This window comes from Faecalibacterium sp. i21-0019-B1 (genome assembly GCF_042852915.1).
Lineage (GTDB): Bacteria > Bacillota > Clostridia > Oscillospirales > Ruminococcaceae > Faecalibacterium > Faecalibacterium taiwanense.
Genome location: NZ_AP031425.1, coordinates 927,011 through 941,601 on the forward strand (window position 1 = coordinate 927,011; position 14,591 = coordinate 941,601).

At 58.6% G+C, this 14,591-nt stretch carries 20 protein-coding genes; all 20 read left to right on the plus strand.

Annotation, left to right across the window (positions count from 1 at the left end):
• Positions 1-11: 11 nt before the first annotated feature.
• Entirely contained in the window at positions 12-188 is a 177-nt protein-coding gene (locus tag ACGHP1_RS04430) for a hypothetical protein (protein WP_390507981.1), read from the plus strand.
• On the plus strand, positions 185-478 hold the full coding sequence (locus ACGHP1_RS04435) for a hypothetical protein (protein WP_390507983.1): 294 nt from the start codon (positions 185-187) through the stop codon (positions 476-478). The genes ACGHP1_RS04430 and ACGHP1_RS04435 overlap by 4 nt, the downstream gene beginning before the upstream one ends.
• Entirely contained in the window at positions 475-1,383 is a 909-nt protein-coding gene (locus ACGHP1_RS04440; protein ID WP_390507986.1) for a Holliday junction resolvase RecU, read from the plus strand. The genes ACGHP1_RS04435 and ACGHP1_RS04440 overlap by 4 nt, the downstream gene beginning before the upstream one ends.
• Positions 1,376-2,017, plus strand: coding sequence for a hypothetical protein (locus ACGHP1_RS04445; protein WP_117505032.1), 642 nt, complete (start codon positions 1,376-1,378; stop codon positions 2,015-2,017). Before ACGHP1_RS04440 ends, ACGHP1_RS04445 begins: the two co-directional genes overlap by 8 nt.
• Before the next feature lie 213 nt (positions 2,018-2,230).
• Complete coding sequence (locus tag ACGHP1_RS04450; protein ID WP_390507989.1) at positions 2,231-2,818, plus strand: ParB N-terminal domain-containing protein; 588 nt, start codon at positions 2,231-2,233, stop codon at positions 2,816-2,818.
• The gene (locus tag ACGHP1_RS04455; protein WP_117505029.1) at positions 2,818-3,387 is read left to right on the plus strand and encodes a ParB N-terminal domain-containing protein; all 570 of its coding nucleotides are present in this window, start codon (positions 2,818-2,820) and stop codon (positions 3,385-3,387) included. The genes ACGHP1_RS04450 and ACGHP1_RS04455 overlap by 1 nt, the downstream gene beginning before the upstream one ends.
• The gene (locus ACGHP1_RS04460) at positions 3,387-4,406 is read left to right on the plus strand and encodes a radical SAM protein (RefSeq protein WP_186850541.1); all 1,020 of its coding nucleotides are present in this window, start codon (positions 3,387-3,389) and stop codon (positions 4,404-4,406) included. Before ACGHP1_RS04455 ends, ACGHP1_RS04460 begins: the two co-directional genes overlap by 1 nt.
• On the plus strand, positions 4,399-5,244 hold the full coding sequence (locus ACGHP1_RS04465; RefSeq protein ID WP_156070609.1) for a pyridoxal-phosphate dependent enzyme: 846 nt from the start codon (positions 4,399-4,401) through the stop codon (positions 5,242-5,244). The genes ACGHP1_RS04460 and ACGHP1_RS04465 overlap by 8 nt, the downstream gene beginning before the upstream one ends.
• 19 nt (positions 5,245-5,263) lie before the next feature.
• Positions 5,264-5,782, plus strand: coding sequence for a hypothetical protein (locus tag ACGHP1_RS04470; RefSeq protein WP_117505024.1), 519 nt, complete (start codon positions 5,264-5,266; stop codon positions 5,780-5,782).
• A complete protein-coding gene (locus ACGHP1_RS04475) occupies positions 5,779-7,176 on the plus strand; it encodes a terminase B (protein WP_186850544.1) in 1,398 nt (465 codons plus the stop codon). The genes ACGHP1_RS04470 and ACGHP1_RS04475 overlap by 4 nt, the downstream gene beginning before the upstream one ends.
• A complete protein-coding gene (locus tag ACGHP1_RS04480) occupies positions 7,173-8,876 on the plus strand; it encodes a phage portal protein (RefSeq protein WP_390507993.1) in 1,704 nt (567 codons plus the stop codon). Before ACGHP1_RS04475 ends, ACGHP1_RS04480 begins: the two co-directional genes overlap by 4 nt.
• Positions 8,873-9,853: a phage minor head protein gene (locus ACGHP1_RS04485; protein ID WP_390507995.1), complete on the plus strand. Its 981-nt coding sequence runs from the start codon at positions 8,873-8,875 to the stop codon at positions 9,851-9,853. The genes ACGHP1_RS04480 and ACGHP1_RS04485 overlap by 4 nt, the downstream gene beginning before the upstream one ends.
• Positions 9,850-10,086, plus strand: coding sequence for a hypothetical protein (locus tag ACGHP1_RS04490; RefSeq protein ID WP_117505017.1), 237 nt, complete (start codon positions 9,850-9,852; stop codon positions 10,084-10,086). Before ACGHP1_RS04485 ends, ACGHP1_RS04490 begins: the two co-directional genes overlap by 4 nt.
• A complete protein-coding gene (locus tag ACGHP1_RS04495) occupies positions 10,070-10,381 on the plus strand; it encodes a hypothetical protein (protein ID WP_390507998.1) in 312 nt (103 codons plus the stop codon). Before ACGHP1_RS04490 ends, ACGHP1_RS04495 begins: the two co-directional genes overlap by 17 nt.
• Before the next feature lie 26 nt (positions 10,382-10,407).
• Entirely contained in the window at positions 10,408-11,730 is a 1,323-nt protein-coding gene (locus ACGHP1_RS04500; RefSeq protein WP_390508000.1) for an XkdF-like putative serine protease domain-containing protein, read from the plus strand.
• 15 nt (positions 11,731-11,745) lie between these two features.
• Positions 11,746-12,822: a hypothetical protein gene (locus tag ACGHP1_RS04505; RefSeq protein ID WP_390508002.1), complete on the plus strand. Its 1,077-nt coding sequence runs from the start codon at positions 11,746-11,748 to the stop codon at positions 12,820-12,822.
• A gap of 16 nt (positions 12,823-12,838) precedes the next feature.
• On the plus strand, positions 12,839-13,291 hold the full coding sequence (locus ACGHP1_RS04510) for an SAP domain-containing protein (protein WP_390508004.1): 453 nt from the start codon (positions 12,839-12,841) through the stop codon (positions 13,289-13,291).
• Positions 13,291-13,686 carry a head-tail connector protein gene (locus ACGHP1_RS04515; RefSeq protein ID WP_117505008.1) on the plus strand — a complete coding sequence of 132 codons (396 nt, stop codon included), beginning with the start codon at positions 13,291-13,293 and terminating at the stop codon, positions 13,684-13,686. The genes ACGHP1_RS04510 and ACGHP1_RS04515 overlap by 1 nt, the downstream gene beginning before the upstream one ends.
• Before the next feature lie 4 nt (positions 13,687-13,690).
• A complete protein-coding gene (locus ACGHP1_RS04520; protein ID WP_129872772.1) occupies positions 13,691-14,056 on the plus strand; it encodes a DUF3599 family protein in 366 nt (121 codons plus the stop codon).
• Positions 14,056-14,589 (plus strand): HK97 gp10 family phage protein, encoded by a 534-nt coding sequence (locus ACGHP1_RS04525; RefSeq protein WP_390508007.1) that lies wholly within the window; start codon positions 14,056-14,058, stop codon positions 14,587-14,589. Before ACGHP1_RS04520 ends, ACGHP1_RS04525 begins: the two co-directional genes overlap by 1 nt.
• Positions 14,590-14,591: the final 2 nt, after the last annotated feature.

The window sequence follows — 14,591 nt, forward strand, 5'->3', positions numbered from 1 at the left end:
GAGACAGCACAATGAGCGATGATGGTATGTTTTGCCCGTACAAGAAAAGCACGAAACGGGAAGCGAGCTACTCGTGGATTAGCCGGACCGAGATTACAACGGAGCGTTTCGGCTGGTGCTCGGAAAAAAAGTGCATGGCCTATGAGAATGGCCGCTGCAAGCGGCTGGAAAGAGAGGGAGCCCAGTGAAGAAAAGGAACTGCCGGATGACCGGTGAGGAGAAGAATGTACATGAGCGCGCCGTGAAGCTGCGCAAGATGACGGACGAGAAGCTCGTGGAGCACATCGACCACATCCGGGAGGAGGCCTACAACACCGGCTACTCCGAAGCCGAGGCCCAGCGCGCATCGACCCCGGCCCCGGGCAAATCCCTGCAGCAGCTCCTCGAGCAGCTCGACGCCGGAGAGTGCAAGGGCATCAAGAGCGCGACCGCCTACAAAATCGCAGAGTTCGCCCGAGAGCAGGGCTACCTCGAATGAGCGGCCCGGTAAAGGACCCGCTCCGGGCCTTGCAGGGAGCGCGGAGCCGCGCGCAGGGCGGGAGGCTGGAAGAACAGATAGAAGCCTCATGCGCCCTTTTGACAGAGACGGGCCGCGCCGACATAAGCAAGACGCCGGAGCCGATGAAACCGGTGAGCCAGCCGAACAAGTCGGGGCAGTTCCGCGCGGTGTATACCAAAAAGGCGGAACCGGATTTCAAAGGCGTCATTCTCGGAGGCCGCGCGGTGATGTTCGAGGCAAAGAGCACCGGGACGGGCAGGCTGAACAAAGACCGCGTACTACCGGAGCAGGTCAAAAAGCTCGATTCTTACACAGCCCTCGGCGCGCACTGCTTCATCGTTGCCACATTCGACGGGCTGCGGATATACAGAATCCCGTGGACGGTCTGGCGCAGCATGAAGCAGCGATACGGCAGGAACTACGTCACCGAGGCGGACATCAAGGAGTACGCCGTGCGGTTTGGCCCGGGATTTACCCCGGACCTACTGCGTGGCATCCCGACGATGTACGACATCAACCCGCTTTCCAGCGTGAGCGATGTACTCACGGTGTTTTGTGGGATGCCCTACGGGACGCAGCCCGAGACGGAAGAGTGGCGCGCGGCCGTGTACAGATTTAACCGCTTTATGAACTGGACGACGCCGGAACGCTTTGTGCTTGTGGACGAAATACGGAGGGAGCAACCGAACATGGAAAACCCGATATTCTCATTTATGGGCGTTCCCATCACGGAGGGCAGCGCAAGCAAGCTCAAAGAGGCCATGAAGAAATACGGAGTCTCCGCGCTCGAAGTGGCTGGAGTTTGCGAACGCTTTGCAAAAATCGCCCGGGCCACACTCGACGAACTTCCGGACGGAAACAAAGAGGAGGAGCACGATGACTGAACAGGAAATTGTGATGATGGCCGCAGAGGTGGCGGCAAAGGCGGCTGTCGCTGCCGTTCGGGCCATCTTAGGGAAAGAGATACAGGAGAGCGTCGAGGCCGCTGTGACGGACGCTGCCCGCCTCGGAGCGGAGGCCAGCATCAAGGCCGTGGAGCAGGAGCGCAAGAAGTTCCGGGACGGCCGGAGCGACCGGAGATTCCGCAATACCAAGCTCCTGCTGCGGAATTATACCGTACTTAACGCCAACTGCTCCCACGCAGTATACGACGCGGCCAGCGCGGCCACCGGAGAGGAGAGTGTCGAGGAAATCGTGGAGGCACTGGACGAGCTGCTCGAGGAGAATCTCAAGGTCGAGAGCATTATGAAGTCGGCAGCCCGGACGCAGCTTATCATGCGCCATGTGAACAGGATGCTCGGAATCTACAAGGTCGTCTGCGAAAACAGCGTAGACGAGGGCGAGCAGAGGCACTACCGCGTTATCGAAGCCCTCTATCTGAGAGACCGGCCGCTCTCGCCGACGGCCGTAGCGGAGCGGGAAAAAATCGACAAGCGGACGGTCTACAAGGATGTGGACGCGGCTTGCGCTACACTCTCCGCCCTGATTTTCGGCATTGACGGCATCAAGAAAGCCTGACGGCACGAGACGGACGACCCGTTTCGGGGCAAAAACACGGCATTGACAAGGCACTGTACGAGTGCTAAACTACAAAATGTAGAATACCAACAGCAAAAAGAAATCCCCTAAACCCATAATTTTTTCTCCTATTTGACGGGAGCCGCCTTGCGCAGGGCGGCTCCTCTTTTTATGCGCAGGAGCGACCCAAAACGGGTCAAGGAGGAACGGCAGATGAAAATTATCACTCTGCCGGTGAGCGACCTCCATCCGGCGGACTACAACCCGAGGAAAGACCTCGCACCGGGCGACAAGCAGTACGAAAAGCTGGCCCGGAGCATTGAGACCTTCGGCTATGTTGAGCCCATCGTATGGAACCGGACCACCGGCAACATCGTAGGCGGCCACCAGAGGCTCAAGGTGCTGGTGCAGAAGGGCTACACCGAGGTACAGGTGGTAGAGGTCGAGCTCAACGAGCAGGAGGAGCGCATCCTCAATGTTTCGCTCAACAAAATCTCCGGCCGGTGGGACAACGAGAAGCTCACCGCGATTCTGGACGAGCTGAAAGAGCAGGACGAAATGGCCCTCACTGGCTTTGAGGACTGGGAGCTCGATGCTCTCAAGGTTACATACGACCACATCGAGGACCTGCTGAACGAGGACTTCTCCGACACCGGAAAGAGCGAGCCGAACAGCTACACCATGACATTCACCCTGCCCGAGGAGGTTCACGAGGCGATGGACAAGTACATCGACGAGAACCCCGCAGGCAAGGTTGAGCTGGCGCAGCTGCTCGTGAACAAGGCAAAGGGGCTTATCTGATGGAAATTATCAAAAAGAGAATCGCGGACATGGAGCGCGCGGAGTATAACCCTCGCGTGGAGCTTATGCCCGGCGATGACGAGTACGAGAAGCTCAAGCGGAACATTGACAGGTTCGGCGTGGTAGTCCCGGTAATCTGGAACAAGCGCACGAACCGTGTCGTGTCCGGCCACCAGCGTCTCACAGTGCTTATGAATGAGGGCGTCACCGAGACGGACGTATCTGTTGTTGACCTCGACGAGACCGCAGAGAAGCAGCTCAACATCGCCATGAACAAAGTGACGGGCGAGTGGGACGAGGTAAAGCTCAAGGAGCTGCTGGACGGCCTCGGCGACGCAGCCCCGGAGACGGGATTCGACCTGTACGAAATCGAGGCCCTCGAAAACAACGTGGACGCCCTCGTAGACGGCGACTTTCTCGACAGCGAGCTCAAGAGCATCGAGGAGACGTTCAACATCTCGCTCAAGTTCAGCGCGGAGGACCGCGACGTCCTGAAAGAGTACATAAAGGACAACGGCAAAGAGGACCTTGTTGCCGTCATCGTCCAGAAGATTAGAGGTGAGATTTAATGGGCTGCAAATGCGGGAGCCAGATTATTCTCTGCAACCTGCCTGTGCGTTTCGACACCTATCGCGGCTGCTCACACGGCTGCCGGTACTGCTTCGCACAGAAGAAGAACGACATTAGCCACATCGAGCGCGACGAAAGCGTAGACGGCCTGCGCTCCTTTATCGAGGGCAAGCGCGGCAACGAAACGGAGTGGTGCGACTGGAACATCCCTATTCACTGGGGCGGCATGAGCGACCCGTTCCAGCCGGTCGAAAAGCAGATTCGCGCCAGCTACGAGTGCCTCAAGCTGCTGGCTGAGACGAAATACCCGTTTGTGGTGAGCACAAAGGGCCGCCTCATTGCTGACCCGGAGTACCTCGACCTGCTGGCGCAGTGCAACTGTGTGCTGCAAATCAGCATGGTGTGTAGCAAGTACGACCGCCTCGAACGCGGGACGCCCAGCTACGAGGAGCGGCTCGCCATCCTCAAGACGGTATCGGCCAGAGTGCAGCGCACCATCGTCCGCATCCAGCCGTATATGCCCGAGGTGTTCCATGACGTTATGAAGAACATCCCTCGCATCGCGGAGGCGGGAGCCTACGGCGTCATCGTGGAGGGCATGAAGTTCTTCAAGGCCAAACCCGGCATGACGAAAATCGGCGGCGACTTCTGCTATCCGCTGCCCCGCCTCCGGCACGATTTTGAAGCCATCAAGGCGGAGTGCCATCGGTACGGCCTGAAATTCTACAGCGGCGAGAACCGGCTCCGCGCGATGGGCGACAGCATGACTTGCTGCGGCATCGACGGTCTGCCCGGATTCCGGCCGAACGAGTATAACCTCTGTATGCTGATGAACGGCAAGAACCCGGAGCCGACGGAAAAGATGAAAGAAGTCGGAACAGGCGGACCGTTCAAGACGCTGAACCAGAGCGCAGGCAGCGGGCGCAAAATTGCAAAACAGAGCTTTTACGGCCTGATGCAGGAGGAACTCGCCAAAAAGACCGACTATCACAGAAAGGTGTTTGGACTGGATGAATGAGTACAGCCTGACGCCGGTTCAGGAGGTAGACGGGCTGCGCATCAAGCGGGACGACCTTTACGCCCCGTTTGGCCCCGGAGAGGTGAACGGAGGAAAGCTCCGGCAATGCGTGATGCTGGTGAACAGCGTCAAGAAGGACTACAAGAGCCTGCTGACGTATTGCAGCATCCACTCCCCGCAAGCACCCATCACCGCAGCGGTTGCCCGGGCAAACGGGATGCCGTGCAGAATCGTGTACGGCGGAACCACCCGGGAGAGCGTTGCGGCTCTGCCTATGCCCCGGCTGGCGATGAAATATGGGGCGTCCATAGTGCTCGCAGCACGTTCCGGCCGCCACAGCATTTTACACGCCCGCGCAAAAGAGCTGGCGGCGCAGGAAAACAGCTTTATTGTCCAGTACGGCATCAATATCATCGGGTACGGCGACACGCTGCTAACCGCAGTTGCGGCGCAGACAGAGAACCTCCCGGACGATATAGAAAACCTCGTGATGACCTGCGGCAGCGGCATCACCGCCACCGGCGTTATGATAGGGCTGCACAGGTACGGGAAACGGGTCAAGAGGATGCACCTCGTAGCCACGGCCCCGGACCGGCGCGGATTCATCCATGAGACCCTCAAAAAGTACGGCGCAGACCGAGAGTTTGAGTACCACGACCTTTTCCACAGCCCCGGATTCGTCTATGAGAAGTCCGCAGCGGCTACATGGGGGGGCATTCGCCTGCATCCTCACTACGAGGCAAAGACGATGCAGTGGTTTAGAAGTTCCGGCATCGCACCGGAAAGCACCCTATTCTGGATTACGGGCGCGGAGCCTCGCAGCCCGGGACAGAGCTGAAAGTGAGGAGAGGAGGACAATGCCGAATAGGACCAAAGACGACCTTTGGGAGCGTCAACCGGGCGAAAGCGCGCAGGCCTACGAGGCATTTGCCATCTACCGAGATATGGGCTCAAACAGGAGCCTACGGGTCGTTGCCGAACAGTTATCCAAGAGTGACACGCTTATCAAGCGTTGGAGCCGCGAGAAAAAGTGGGGAGAACGCTGCCGAGCGTATGACAACCATTTGGATGACGTAGCCCGACAAGAGGCACTCCGAAAGTACAAAAAAATGAGGACCCGCCACATCGGCATCGCCTTGCAGCTCCAAGAGAAAGCCCTCGCAGAGCTCAAGAATCTGCCGGACGGGTCGATGACGCCAAAGGACATTATCCAGTTCCTCGACAAGGCCACAGAGCTTGAGCGGGATAACCGGATGGAGGAGGCAGGCGTCACGGCCGGAGGCAAGACGGCGGAGGAGCAGGAGGAAACCACGCTCTCCCTCGCCGATGAAATCGCGGCCGCATACGAGAACCGGAAACGAGGAGAACAGACATGATGACCCAAGAGGCTATCCTGTACTACGCAGACCACCCGGCTGATTTTGTCGAGGACCTGCTCCACGTTACGCCGGACAAGAACCAGCGCGCCATATTGGATTCTGTGGCAAAGAATCAGATGACGAGCGTCCGCAGCGGCCACGGTATCGGCAAGAGTGCGGTCGAGGCGTGGACCGTTATCTGGTTTATGTCAACCCGGCCATTCCCCAAAATCCCTTGCACAGCCCCGACGCAGCATCAGCTATTCGATATTCTGTGGGCGGAAATAAGCAAGTGGCTGCGCAACAATAAAGCCCTCGAGCGGGAGCTGATGTGGACAAAGGAAAAGGTCTACATGAAGCAGTACCCCGAGGAATGGTTCGCTGTGGCCCGAACGGCCAGCAAGCCGGACGCCCTGCAGGGATTCCACGCCGACGACATCCTCTACATCATCGACGAGGCCAGCGGCGTGGACGACAAGGTGTTCGAGCCGGTGCTGGGCGCACTTTCGACACCCGGAGCGCGGCTGCTCATGTGCGGAAACCCGACACAGCTGTCGGGCTTTTTTTATGACAGCCACCACAAGAACAGAGGCAGCTACACCACGTTCCATGTTGACGGCCGGAACAGCAGCCGCGTCTCGGACGACTTCGTCAAGACCATCATCCAGATGTACGGCGAGGATTCGGACGTTTTCCGTGTTCGTGTCGCCGGAGAGTTCCCCCGGCAGGAGAACGATGTTTTCATCCCCCTGCCGCTCGTCGAAAAATCCATTATGACCGAATGGACGGAACCGGCAAAACCTGTTCGCATCGACATCGGATGCGACGTTGCCCGCTATGGTGACGACCGCACCGTCATCGGGTACAAGGTGGACGAAAAGGCCATGTTCTACAAGCGCAAGAGCGGGCAGGACCTTATGCAGACGGCCGACGACATCATGGAGCTCGGCCTAAAGCTCATGGAAAAGTACCGGTTCGACAAGGCTATCCCCATCAAGATAGATGACAGCGGCCTCGGCGGCGGCGTCACGGACCGTCTGCGGCGCGTAAAGCGCGAGCAGCCGGAGCGGTTCTGGTGGATGGATATTATCCCCGTTTACTTCGGCCAGCGCATACACCATGACTTTTACTACGACAGCACCACCTACATGATGAGCGTCGTAAAGAACCTACTTGCACCGCAGACGCCGGAGGGCGCACAGAAGCCCGTCCAGCTCATTCTCCCGAACGATAACGACCTCGTCGGCCAGCTTTCCACACGAAAGTATTCCATGACCGACGACGCCAAAATCCGCGTGGAGAGCAAGGACGCCATGAAAAAGCGCGGGATGCACTCGCCAGACGAGGCCGACTGCATCCTCCTGCTGTGCCTGCCGGTCAAACCCAAGAGGAGAGGAGACGTTAAGAAGTGAGCGACAAGAAGCAGCCCGCCCAGCAGCGGGTAAACGTCCGCATCGTTAAAGCGGACGACCCGGAGCAGCGCGGCGGGATGAAGCCCATCGCCAAAGCAGACGGCTCCCTGCAAATCTCGCCGGAGGAGGCGTACACGGCAGGCATTTGGACAAAACCGCCGTTTGACCTCCGAGGGCTTTCCAAGATGGTGGATGAAAGCACTATACTCCCGCAGTGCATCCGGGCCTACAAGTCCAACATCGCCGGATTCGGAATTGACGTCCGGTACAAAGACGACTTTGCAGACGCGGACGAAACCCCGGAGATGAAAGCGGAGTGGGACCGGGCGACAGAGGTCGTCGAGATGCTCAACATGGAGCAGGAGAGCAACGAGCTCTTTGAGGACGTTGTGGAGGCCCGCGAAACCTACGGCTGCGCCTACGCAGAGGTCATCCGGGACATGGACGGGAACGTCATACAGCTCGAGTTCATCGAGGACACCCCCAGCGTGGAAAAGAGCCGGAGGCTGGACCCACGCGTCGAGGTGGCATATTTCCACCGGGACCACACCGAGAACCGCATGAGGAAGTTCCGCAAGTATAAGCAGACCGTCAACGGCAAGACGGTCTACTACAAGGAGTTCGGAGACCCGCGAATCATGGACCCGACGAGCGGAGAGTACGTCACCGAGCTCGAGTTCAAGAGCCGCGCCAACGAAATAATCGAGTTCGCCATCGGGACCGCCACATACGGCAAGGTCCGGTGGGTTGGTTCCATCCTTACCGTAGACGGAGCCCGGAGAGCGGAGAGCCTCAACAATAACTATTTCCTGAACGGCCGACACACCCCGTTGCTGATTATGGTGAAGGGCGGCAGCCTGACGGACGATAGTTTCGCAAAGCTCAAGGAGTACATGAACGGCATCCGAGGCGAGGCAGGCCAGCACAGTTTCATGGTGCTGGAAACGGAGGCGGCAGACAACCGCACCGGATTCAACGCCGAGAACCGGCCGGAGGTCGAGGTCAAGGACCTTGCTGCTATCCTGCAAAAGGACGAGCTTTTCCAAGACTACCTCGAAAACAACAGGCGGAAAGTGCAGAGCGCGTTCCAGCTCCCGGACCTTTACACCGGCTACACGACGGACTTCAACCGCGCGACGGCGCAGACGGCCATGGAAGTGACCGAGAAGCAGGTGTTCCAGCCGGAGCGGCGGCGTCTGGCGTGGGCCATCAACAACAGGCTGCTCAACTGCTATCAGTTCAAGTACGTCGAGGTGTTCTTCCGCGCGCCGGACGTTTCCAACCCGGACGACCTGTACAAGCTGCTGACCGTCTGCAACAACGCTGGCGGCCTCACCCCGAACAAAGCAAAGAGCGTCCTGTACAAGGCCCTCGGCGAGACCTCGGAGGACTTCCCCGAGGAATGGGGCGACATCCCGCTCGCGTTCATGAATGCACAGCAGCGGGCCGCAGCCACCGCCGTGGCGGGAAATAGCCTCAACGTGGCGCAGAACGGCAGTTCTGTCACCGGCAAGGAAAACACACAGCCGGAGGGCGAGGCATCGCAGAACGCCCGGCAGGGCGCGCCCAGCGTAGAGGAGCAGCTCGACGGGCAGATTCAGAAATCGGCAGCCGCCAATGAGACGGAAATTGTCGCCGTGATGAAAGAGGTCCGCCGCCTGCTGGCTGACATGAAACAGGAGGAGGGCGACGCGGAGTGAAGTGCTTACGCTGCGGACCCCTAATCAAGGCCATCGACGCATACCTCGCCAAAGCAGAAAACGACCTGTACGAGCAGCTCACGATGGAGGGATACCTCAAGGCAAAAGAGAGCCTGAACACCGTGGACGAAATCGAGGAGGTCGTTACGAAGCTCCTCGAGGACAACGCCGACGACCTGCTCAAGGAGCTGGCGGACGCCATCGACCTTGAAACTTTCTTCAAGGACAACTGGCCGAAGTTCAAGAACAAGAGCAAGCTGGCGCGGGACCTTTTCGACGTTTTCCATACTCAGTTTTCCACCATCATGCCGACGTATGTTGAGGCTTACGTCCAGAAAACGGATGCAGAGCTCACCGTTACGAAGCTCACCAAGCGGACAACCGATTGGATAAGCTCGTGGAGCAGCGACCTCGCCGACATTATGAAGCTGGACACTGAGACCGAAATCGAGGCGGTCCTGAAAAAGGGCCTGAACGACGGCAAGGGCATCAACGACGTCGCAAACCTCATTGCAGACAGCGGCATCCGCTCCCCGGGCTACCGCGCGCGGCGCGTGGCCCTGACGGAGGTGCTCCGGGCGCATGGTTATGCGCAGCTCGAAAGCTACATCCAGAGCCCGGCCGTCGAGGAGAAGATGTGGAAACACACCGGAGCGTACCGGAACGACCCGAGACAGAACCATGTGGATATGGACGGCGTTCACGTCCCGAAAGGGCAGCCGTTCACCCTGATTGGAGCTGACGGAAATACCTACTACCCCATGACCCCACGAGACGTCTGCTTGCCGCCGAGAGAGAGCGTCAACTGCCATTGCCTTTTGCAGCCGGTAGTTAGTGAGGAGGTGCTCGGCCTCTCCCTTGAGGAGCGGCAGGCCCTCCAAGCGCAGGCCATCGCGGAGGACGACGGCGAGTGGGAGAAGGAGCTCGACGCGCAGAACAAGGCGCGCGCAGGCATCAACGAGGAGGACTACACGTGAAAGTTACCATCGACGAAGCCCGAGTTGGAAAGCAGCCTATTCTCAAAATCGACGGCATCGAGCTGGCGAACATCGTAAACGGGTACACCCTGCACCATGACGCAGGACAGCCCGCAACGCTTGAATTACGGATTGCATTCGGAGCCGATTTATCCGAGATTGAGGCTCTGCTTGAGAACCCCAACGTCAAAATCATTATGCCGGAGGAGGAACCCCATGTGGAAAGCACTTGACCGCATCGTTTCGGCGATTATTCGCCGCCTTTTCAAGCCTAAGTACCATGTGGAGCGGGTCGAGAGATACCAGCTCCCCGGGAGGCTGCGCATCGTCAAGTGGTGCGCAGCACCGGCCGACGCACCGGAGGACGAGCTCCGGCGCATCTTCTCCATCGTAGACGAGCCCCAGTGCGATGATATGGTCGTTTGGTTCTATTCATCGCTTGAGGATATAGGCCGCAAGCCCTTTGACGTTGCACTCCTTGAGCGCAGCGGCAAGGACGCATGGCCGACCATTAGACGCCCTGCCTAGGAGCGTAGAGAGGAGGTGAGAAAACCATGAGCAAAATCGAGAAAGCATACGCCATCACAGATGCAAAGATCTCTTTTGTCAGCCTTGTAGACAAGGCGGCCAACAAGAAACAGTTTCTTATCACCAAGGCGGAGCACGGCTCCGCCTCTTTTGCTTCTTACGGCCGAATCGTCAACGCGGATGCTGATAGCCACTACATCACCGGCATTGTCTATGAGCCCCTCACAGAGGACGCCCACGGCAATTACATGACGGAGCAGGAAATCACCAAGGCTGCGTACTGGTTCGCCAAGAACGGCAATCAGGTGGATGTGCAGCACTCGTTCGAGCCGCTCGAAAAGGCGGCCGTCGTCGAGAGCTATGTCGCGCCTTGCGATATGAGCGTCGGAGAGCAGGCCATCAAGAAAGGCACATGGATGATGACTGTCGAGGTGGACGACCCGGATATTTTCGAGAAAGTCCAGAAAGGCGAAATCACCGGCTTTTCCATGGGCGGCGTCGGCAAGTACAGCGACGAGGACGACCCGCTGCCCGATGACGGAGTGGCAAAGGCGGAGGAGCAGCCCGAAAAGGGTATGCGCGGCATCTTCAAGAAGATGGCCGCCGCCCTCGGCTTTGATGTTGTCGAGAAAGGCGAAGTTGCCGACAACTACACCAAGCGCAGCCAGAGCGACAACTTCTGGACCGCGTTCTACGCGCTCAACGACGTTCTGTACCGGTACAACTGGGTGAATGACCGCTGGGAGTTCGCGTCGGACGAGGAGACCATCCGAGACGCCCTGAACGACTTCAACAACATCGTCACCGAGCTGCTCACCAAAGGACAGCCCGTTGCGAAATCGCTCGAAAGCTGCGCCGTCATCAAGGCTGGCAAGGCCATGAGCAAAGCCAACCGCAGCACGTTGCAGTCCATCTACACAAACCTCGGGGAGTTCCTCGATAAATTCCCCGAAGAAGAACAGGAGGAAACCGAAGTGACCAAGAAAGAAATCGAAGATACCGTGGCGGCAGCCGTCGCCAAGGCACTGGAAACCCAGCAGAAGCCCGCGACTGACCCCGTCCAGAAAGCCGCAGAACCGGCAGCAGAGCCCGCAGGCCTGACAGTCGAGGCCGTCGGCAAGATGGTCGAGGCAGCCGTCGCAAAGGCTCTCGGCCAGCAGGAGGAGCCCGAAAAGACCCCGGAGCTGCTGACCGCCGAGAATGTTGCAGACGTCGTCGCAAAGGCCGTCGCAAAGGCTGTCGCACCCGTCCGCAAGGCCGCAGGCCTGCCGACCAACCTGAACGATGATGGCGACCCGGAGGACCCTGTCGAGAAGTCCGAGCCGCACTATCTCGCTGGTATCCTGTAAGGAGGAACAAGCACTATGACCATGAGAAGCAATAAGACAATCGTGAACGCAGCAGGCCAGACCATCACCACCGCCGGTCTGGCCGCTGGCGGCGCACTGAACCCGGAGCAGGCGAAGAAGTTCATTCAGCAGACCTTTGAGGCCACTCCGCTGAGCGGCCTCGTCCGCCACGAGCTGCGCTCCGCAAAGACCGGCGAAATCGACAAGATTGGCGTCGGCCGCCGTCTGCTGCGCAAAAAGACCGAGAACACCGACGACGGCTACCGCTCCGGCGTGAAGCACGGCAAGCTGGAATACGCTTGCACCCCTGTCCGTCTGCCGTGGGAAATCACTGAGGAGACCCTGCGCGAAAACATCGAGGGTTCCAACTATGAGACCATCGTCACCAACCTGATGACCCGTCAGATTGGCTGCGACCGCGAGGACCTGTGCCTGAACGGCGACGAACGGTATGCCAAGGTCAAGGAGTTCAGCTCCTCTGAGACCTACGCTATTGGCGACCTCGTCGCATACAACAAGAAGGTTTACCAGTACACCGCAGCCCACACCGCAGGCACATTCGACGCAGGCGAGGCCACCGAGCTGGGTACTGTCGATGATGCCGACTTCCTCAAGGTGAACGACGGCTGGGTCAAGCAGTTCAAGGAGGGCGGCCACGTTGTCGATGTGTCCGGCATCAACTCTGGCGCAATGGTTCTGGATGTGTTCTACAAGGGCCTGCGCGCAGTTCCCGACAAGTTCAACAACGGCTCTCTCCGCTGGCTGATGTCCCCCCACCGCCGTCAGGAGTGGGAGCGTTACATCCTGAATCAGGCAGTCACCGCAGGCGGCATCATCACCGACAAGCGCGTCGAGAATCCCGCCAGCGTTCCCGTCATCGAGGTTCCGGCCCTGCCCGACGATGTCATCATGCTGACCGACCCGAAGAATCTGGTCGTCGTCAACTCCTACGGCGTTGTCATCCGCAAGACCACCGAGGGTCCGGAGGCCATCTATCAGGACAAGCGTTTCTATGTCGTGCATTTCGACTTCGATACGCTGGTTGAGGAGCTGGACGCAACGGCCATTGTGACCGGTCTGGCATCTATCTAACAGGAGGCAGGACGCTATGCACCTCAGACTGATTAAAGGTCTGTCCTATGATGGCGTTGTGCGCGCCTCTGCGGCACATCCTGACGTCTTTGTGGACGACCCCGAGAAATATACCGCGCTGCTGGAAAGCGGCTATTTCGAGGCCCTCCCTGACGCTCACACCGTCACCGGCCATCTGGACGCCGACTTCCTCGGCGAGATGGACGAGGAGCAGCTCGACAAGCTGGCTGACGATATGGGCGTCGATACCACCGGCAAGGACAAGGCGGAGGTCGTCGCGGCCGTCGCCGAGGAGCCCGTGGAAGTCCCTGACATTTCCAAGATGAAGCTCGACGAGCTCAAGGAATTTGCCGAGGACAACAGCATCGACCTGACCGGCTGCGCCACTAAGGCCAGCATTTTGCAGAAGATTCGTGAGTATGAGGCGGATGCAGCCGCAGCGGCCGCCATCATCGCCCCGGAGGGCTGATGGCCGAACGGCCGTGGGTCACGCCGGAGGAACTCAAAGAGTACACAGAATTTGAGGAAGTAAAGAACCGCGCCGACAGCAAGCTCAAAATTGACATCTCCCGGGCGGAGAGCTGGGTCATCGACTACTGCAACAACAGATTCGACGACCCAGAGAAATACCCCGAAATCCCGGAGAACGTCAAGACGGCGGTCCTCCTTATCGCGGAGGCATACGCCCACAATGCCGTTGAGCAGACCAAAGTCCGCCTCAAAAGCGAGACCTTTGACGACTACTCCTACACGGCAGAGAGCAGCATCATAGACGTCGGGAAACTGGGCGTGGAGAGCCTGCTGGACGATTACGTCGTCGTGCAGCCGCTCAACGGCGTCACGATGCGGTTAAGGAGCCTCTGAGCCAATGGCTATTGAGGACTTCTTTGACCATCGTTGCAGTATCTACCACACCCAGCAGGAGAGCACGAGCCCCGGCTACGGGCTCCCCGGCTCCCCCAAGTTCAAATACCCAAAACAGCCGGACCTCGAGGAAGTCCCGTGCCATTTCGGAGTGCGTAGCGCGTCCATCCAAATCGCCCAGCAGCAACCGCAGAACGATATGGACAGCGACATAAAGCTCACGCTCCCGGCAGGAACGGACATCAGGCTCAACGACAAAATCGTCAGCAGCGAAACAGGGCTCGAATACACCGCAGGTCAACCGCGAAACATCCGAGGGCATCACATGACGGTAAAGATATACCGCACAGCCCAACAGAGGCCATTGTAATGGCGCAGGTGACATTCGACACAGTAGAGCTTGAAAACTTCGTGAAGCGGCTCGGAACGGCCGCGCAGGGCGAGTTTAAGCGGGCACTGAACAAGTTTCTTGAAGGGCTCGGCATGGAGTTCCTACGCATTCTGCAAGATGAAATCGTTCGCCGGAACGTGCTGGACTATCGGCTGCTGCTCCACAGTTTCCAAAAAGGCGACGGGGAGAACGTCTGGACACTCGACGAGAACGGCCTGACCCTTGAGGTCGGCACGAACGTCGAGTACGCCAAGTTCGTAAATGACGGCCACTGGACCAACCCGAAAGGGATAGAGAGGCGATTCGTTCCCGGACACTGGGAAAAGGCGAACGGAAAGGACCGCTTCATCTACACCCCGGGAGAAAAGACCGGGATGGTCCTAAAAATGAAATGGGTGGAGGGCTCCCACTACTGGGAAAGCTCCATCAGAATCCTAGAAAAGCTCTACCCGGAGCTGCTCGAAAAGAAGCTGCAAAGCTGGCTGGACGAGTATTTCAAGGATTTTTTGTGAGG

What these genes read in the sequence shown, in the direction of transcription:
- ACGHP1_RS04430 (WP_390507981.1), top strand. Translation starts at nt 12, where the DNA reads ATGAGCGATGATGGTATGTTTTGCCCGTACAAGAAAAGCACGAAACGG.
- ACGHP1_RS04440 (WP_390507986.1), top strand. Translation starts at nt 475, where the DNA reads ATGAGCGGCCCGGTAAAGGACCCGCTCCGGGCCTTGCAGGGAGCGCGG.
- ACGHP1_RS04445 (WP_117505032.1), top strand. Translation starts at nt 1,376, where the DNA reads ATGACTGAACAGGAAATTGTGATGATGGCCGCAGAGGTGGCGGCAAAG.
- ACGHP1_RS04450 (WP_390507989.1), top strand. Translation starts at nt 2,231, where the DNA reads ATGAAAATTATCACTCTGCCGGTGAGCGACCTCCATCCGGCGGACTAC.
- ACGHP1_RS04455 (WP_117505029.1), top strand. Translation starts at nt 2,818, where the DNA reads ATGGAAATTATCAAAAAGAGAATCGCGGACATGGAGCGCGCGGAGTAT.
- ACGHP1_RS04460 (WP_186850541.1), top strand. Translation starts at nt 3,387, where the DNA reads ATGGGCTGCAAATGCGGGAGCCAGATTATTCTCTGCAACCTGCCTGTG.
- ACGHP1_RS04465 (WP_156070609.1), top strand. Translation starts at nt 4,399, where the DNA reads ATGAATGAGTACAGCCTGACGCCGGTTCAGGAGGTAGACGGGCTGCGC.
- ACGHP1_RS04470 (WP_117505024.1), top strand. Translation starts at nt 5,264, where the DNA reads ATGCCGAATAGGACCAAAGACGACCTTTGGGAGCGTCAACCGGGCGAA.
- ACGHP1_RS04475 (WP_186850544.1), top strand. Translation starts at nt 5,779, where the DNA reads ATGATGACCCAAGAGGCTATCCTGTACTACGCAGACCACCCGGCTGAT.
- ACGHP1_RS04495 (WP_390507998.1), top strand. Translation starts at nt 10,070, where the DNA reads ATGTGGAAAGCACTTGACCGCATCGTTTCGGCGATTATTCGCCGCCTT.
- ACGHP1_RS04500 (WP_390508000.1), top strand. Translation starts at nt 10,408, where the DNA reads ATGAGCAAAATCGAGAAAGCATACGCCATCACAGATGCAAAGATCTCT.
- ACGHP1_RS04505 (WP_390508002.1), top strand. Translation starts at nt 11,746, where the DNA reads ATGACCATGAGAAGCAATAAGACAATCGTGAACGCAGCAGGCCAGACC.
- ACGHP1_RS04510 (WP_390508004.1), top strand. Translation starts at nt 12,839, where the DNA reads ATGCACCTCAGACTGATTAAAGGTCTGTCCTATGATGGCGTTGTGCGC.
- ACGHP1_RS04515 (WP_117505008.1), top strand. Translation starts at nt 13,291, where the DNA reads ATGGCCGAACGGCCGTGGGTCACGCCGGAGGAACTCAAAGAGTACACA.
- ACGHP1_RS04520 (WP_129872772.1), top strand. Translation starts at nt 13,691, where the DNA reads ATGGCTATTGAGGACTTCTTTGACCATCGTTGCAGTATCTACCACACC.
- ACGHP1_RS04525 (WP_390508007.1), top strand. Translation starts at nt 14,056, where the DNA reads ATGGCGCAGGTGACATTCGACACAGTAGAGCTTGAAAACTTCGTGAAG.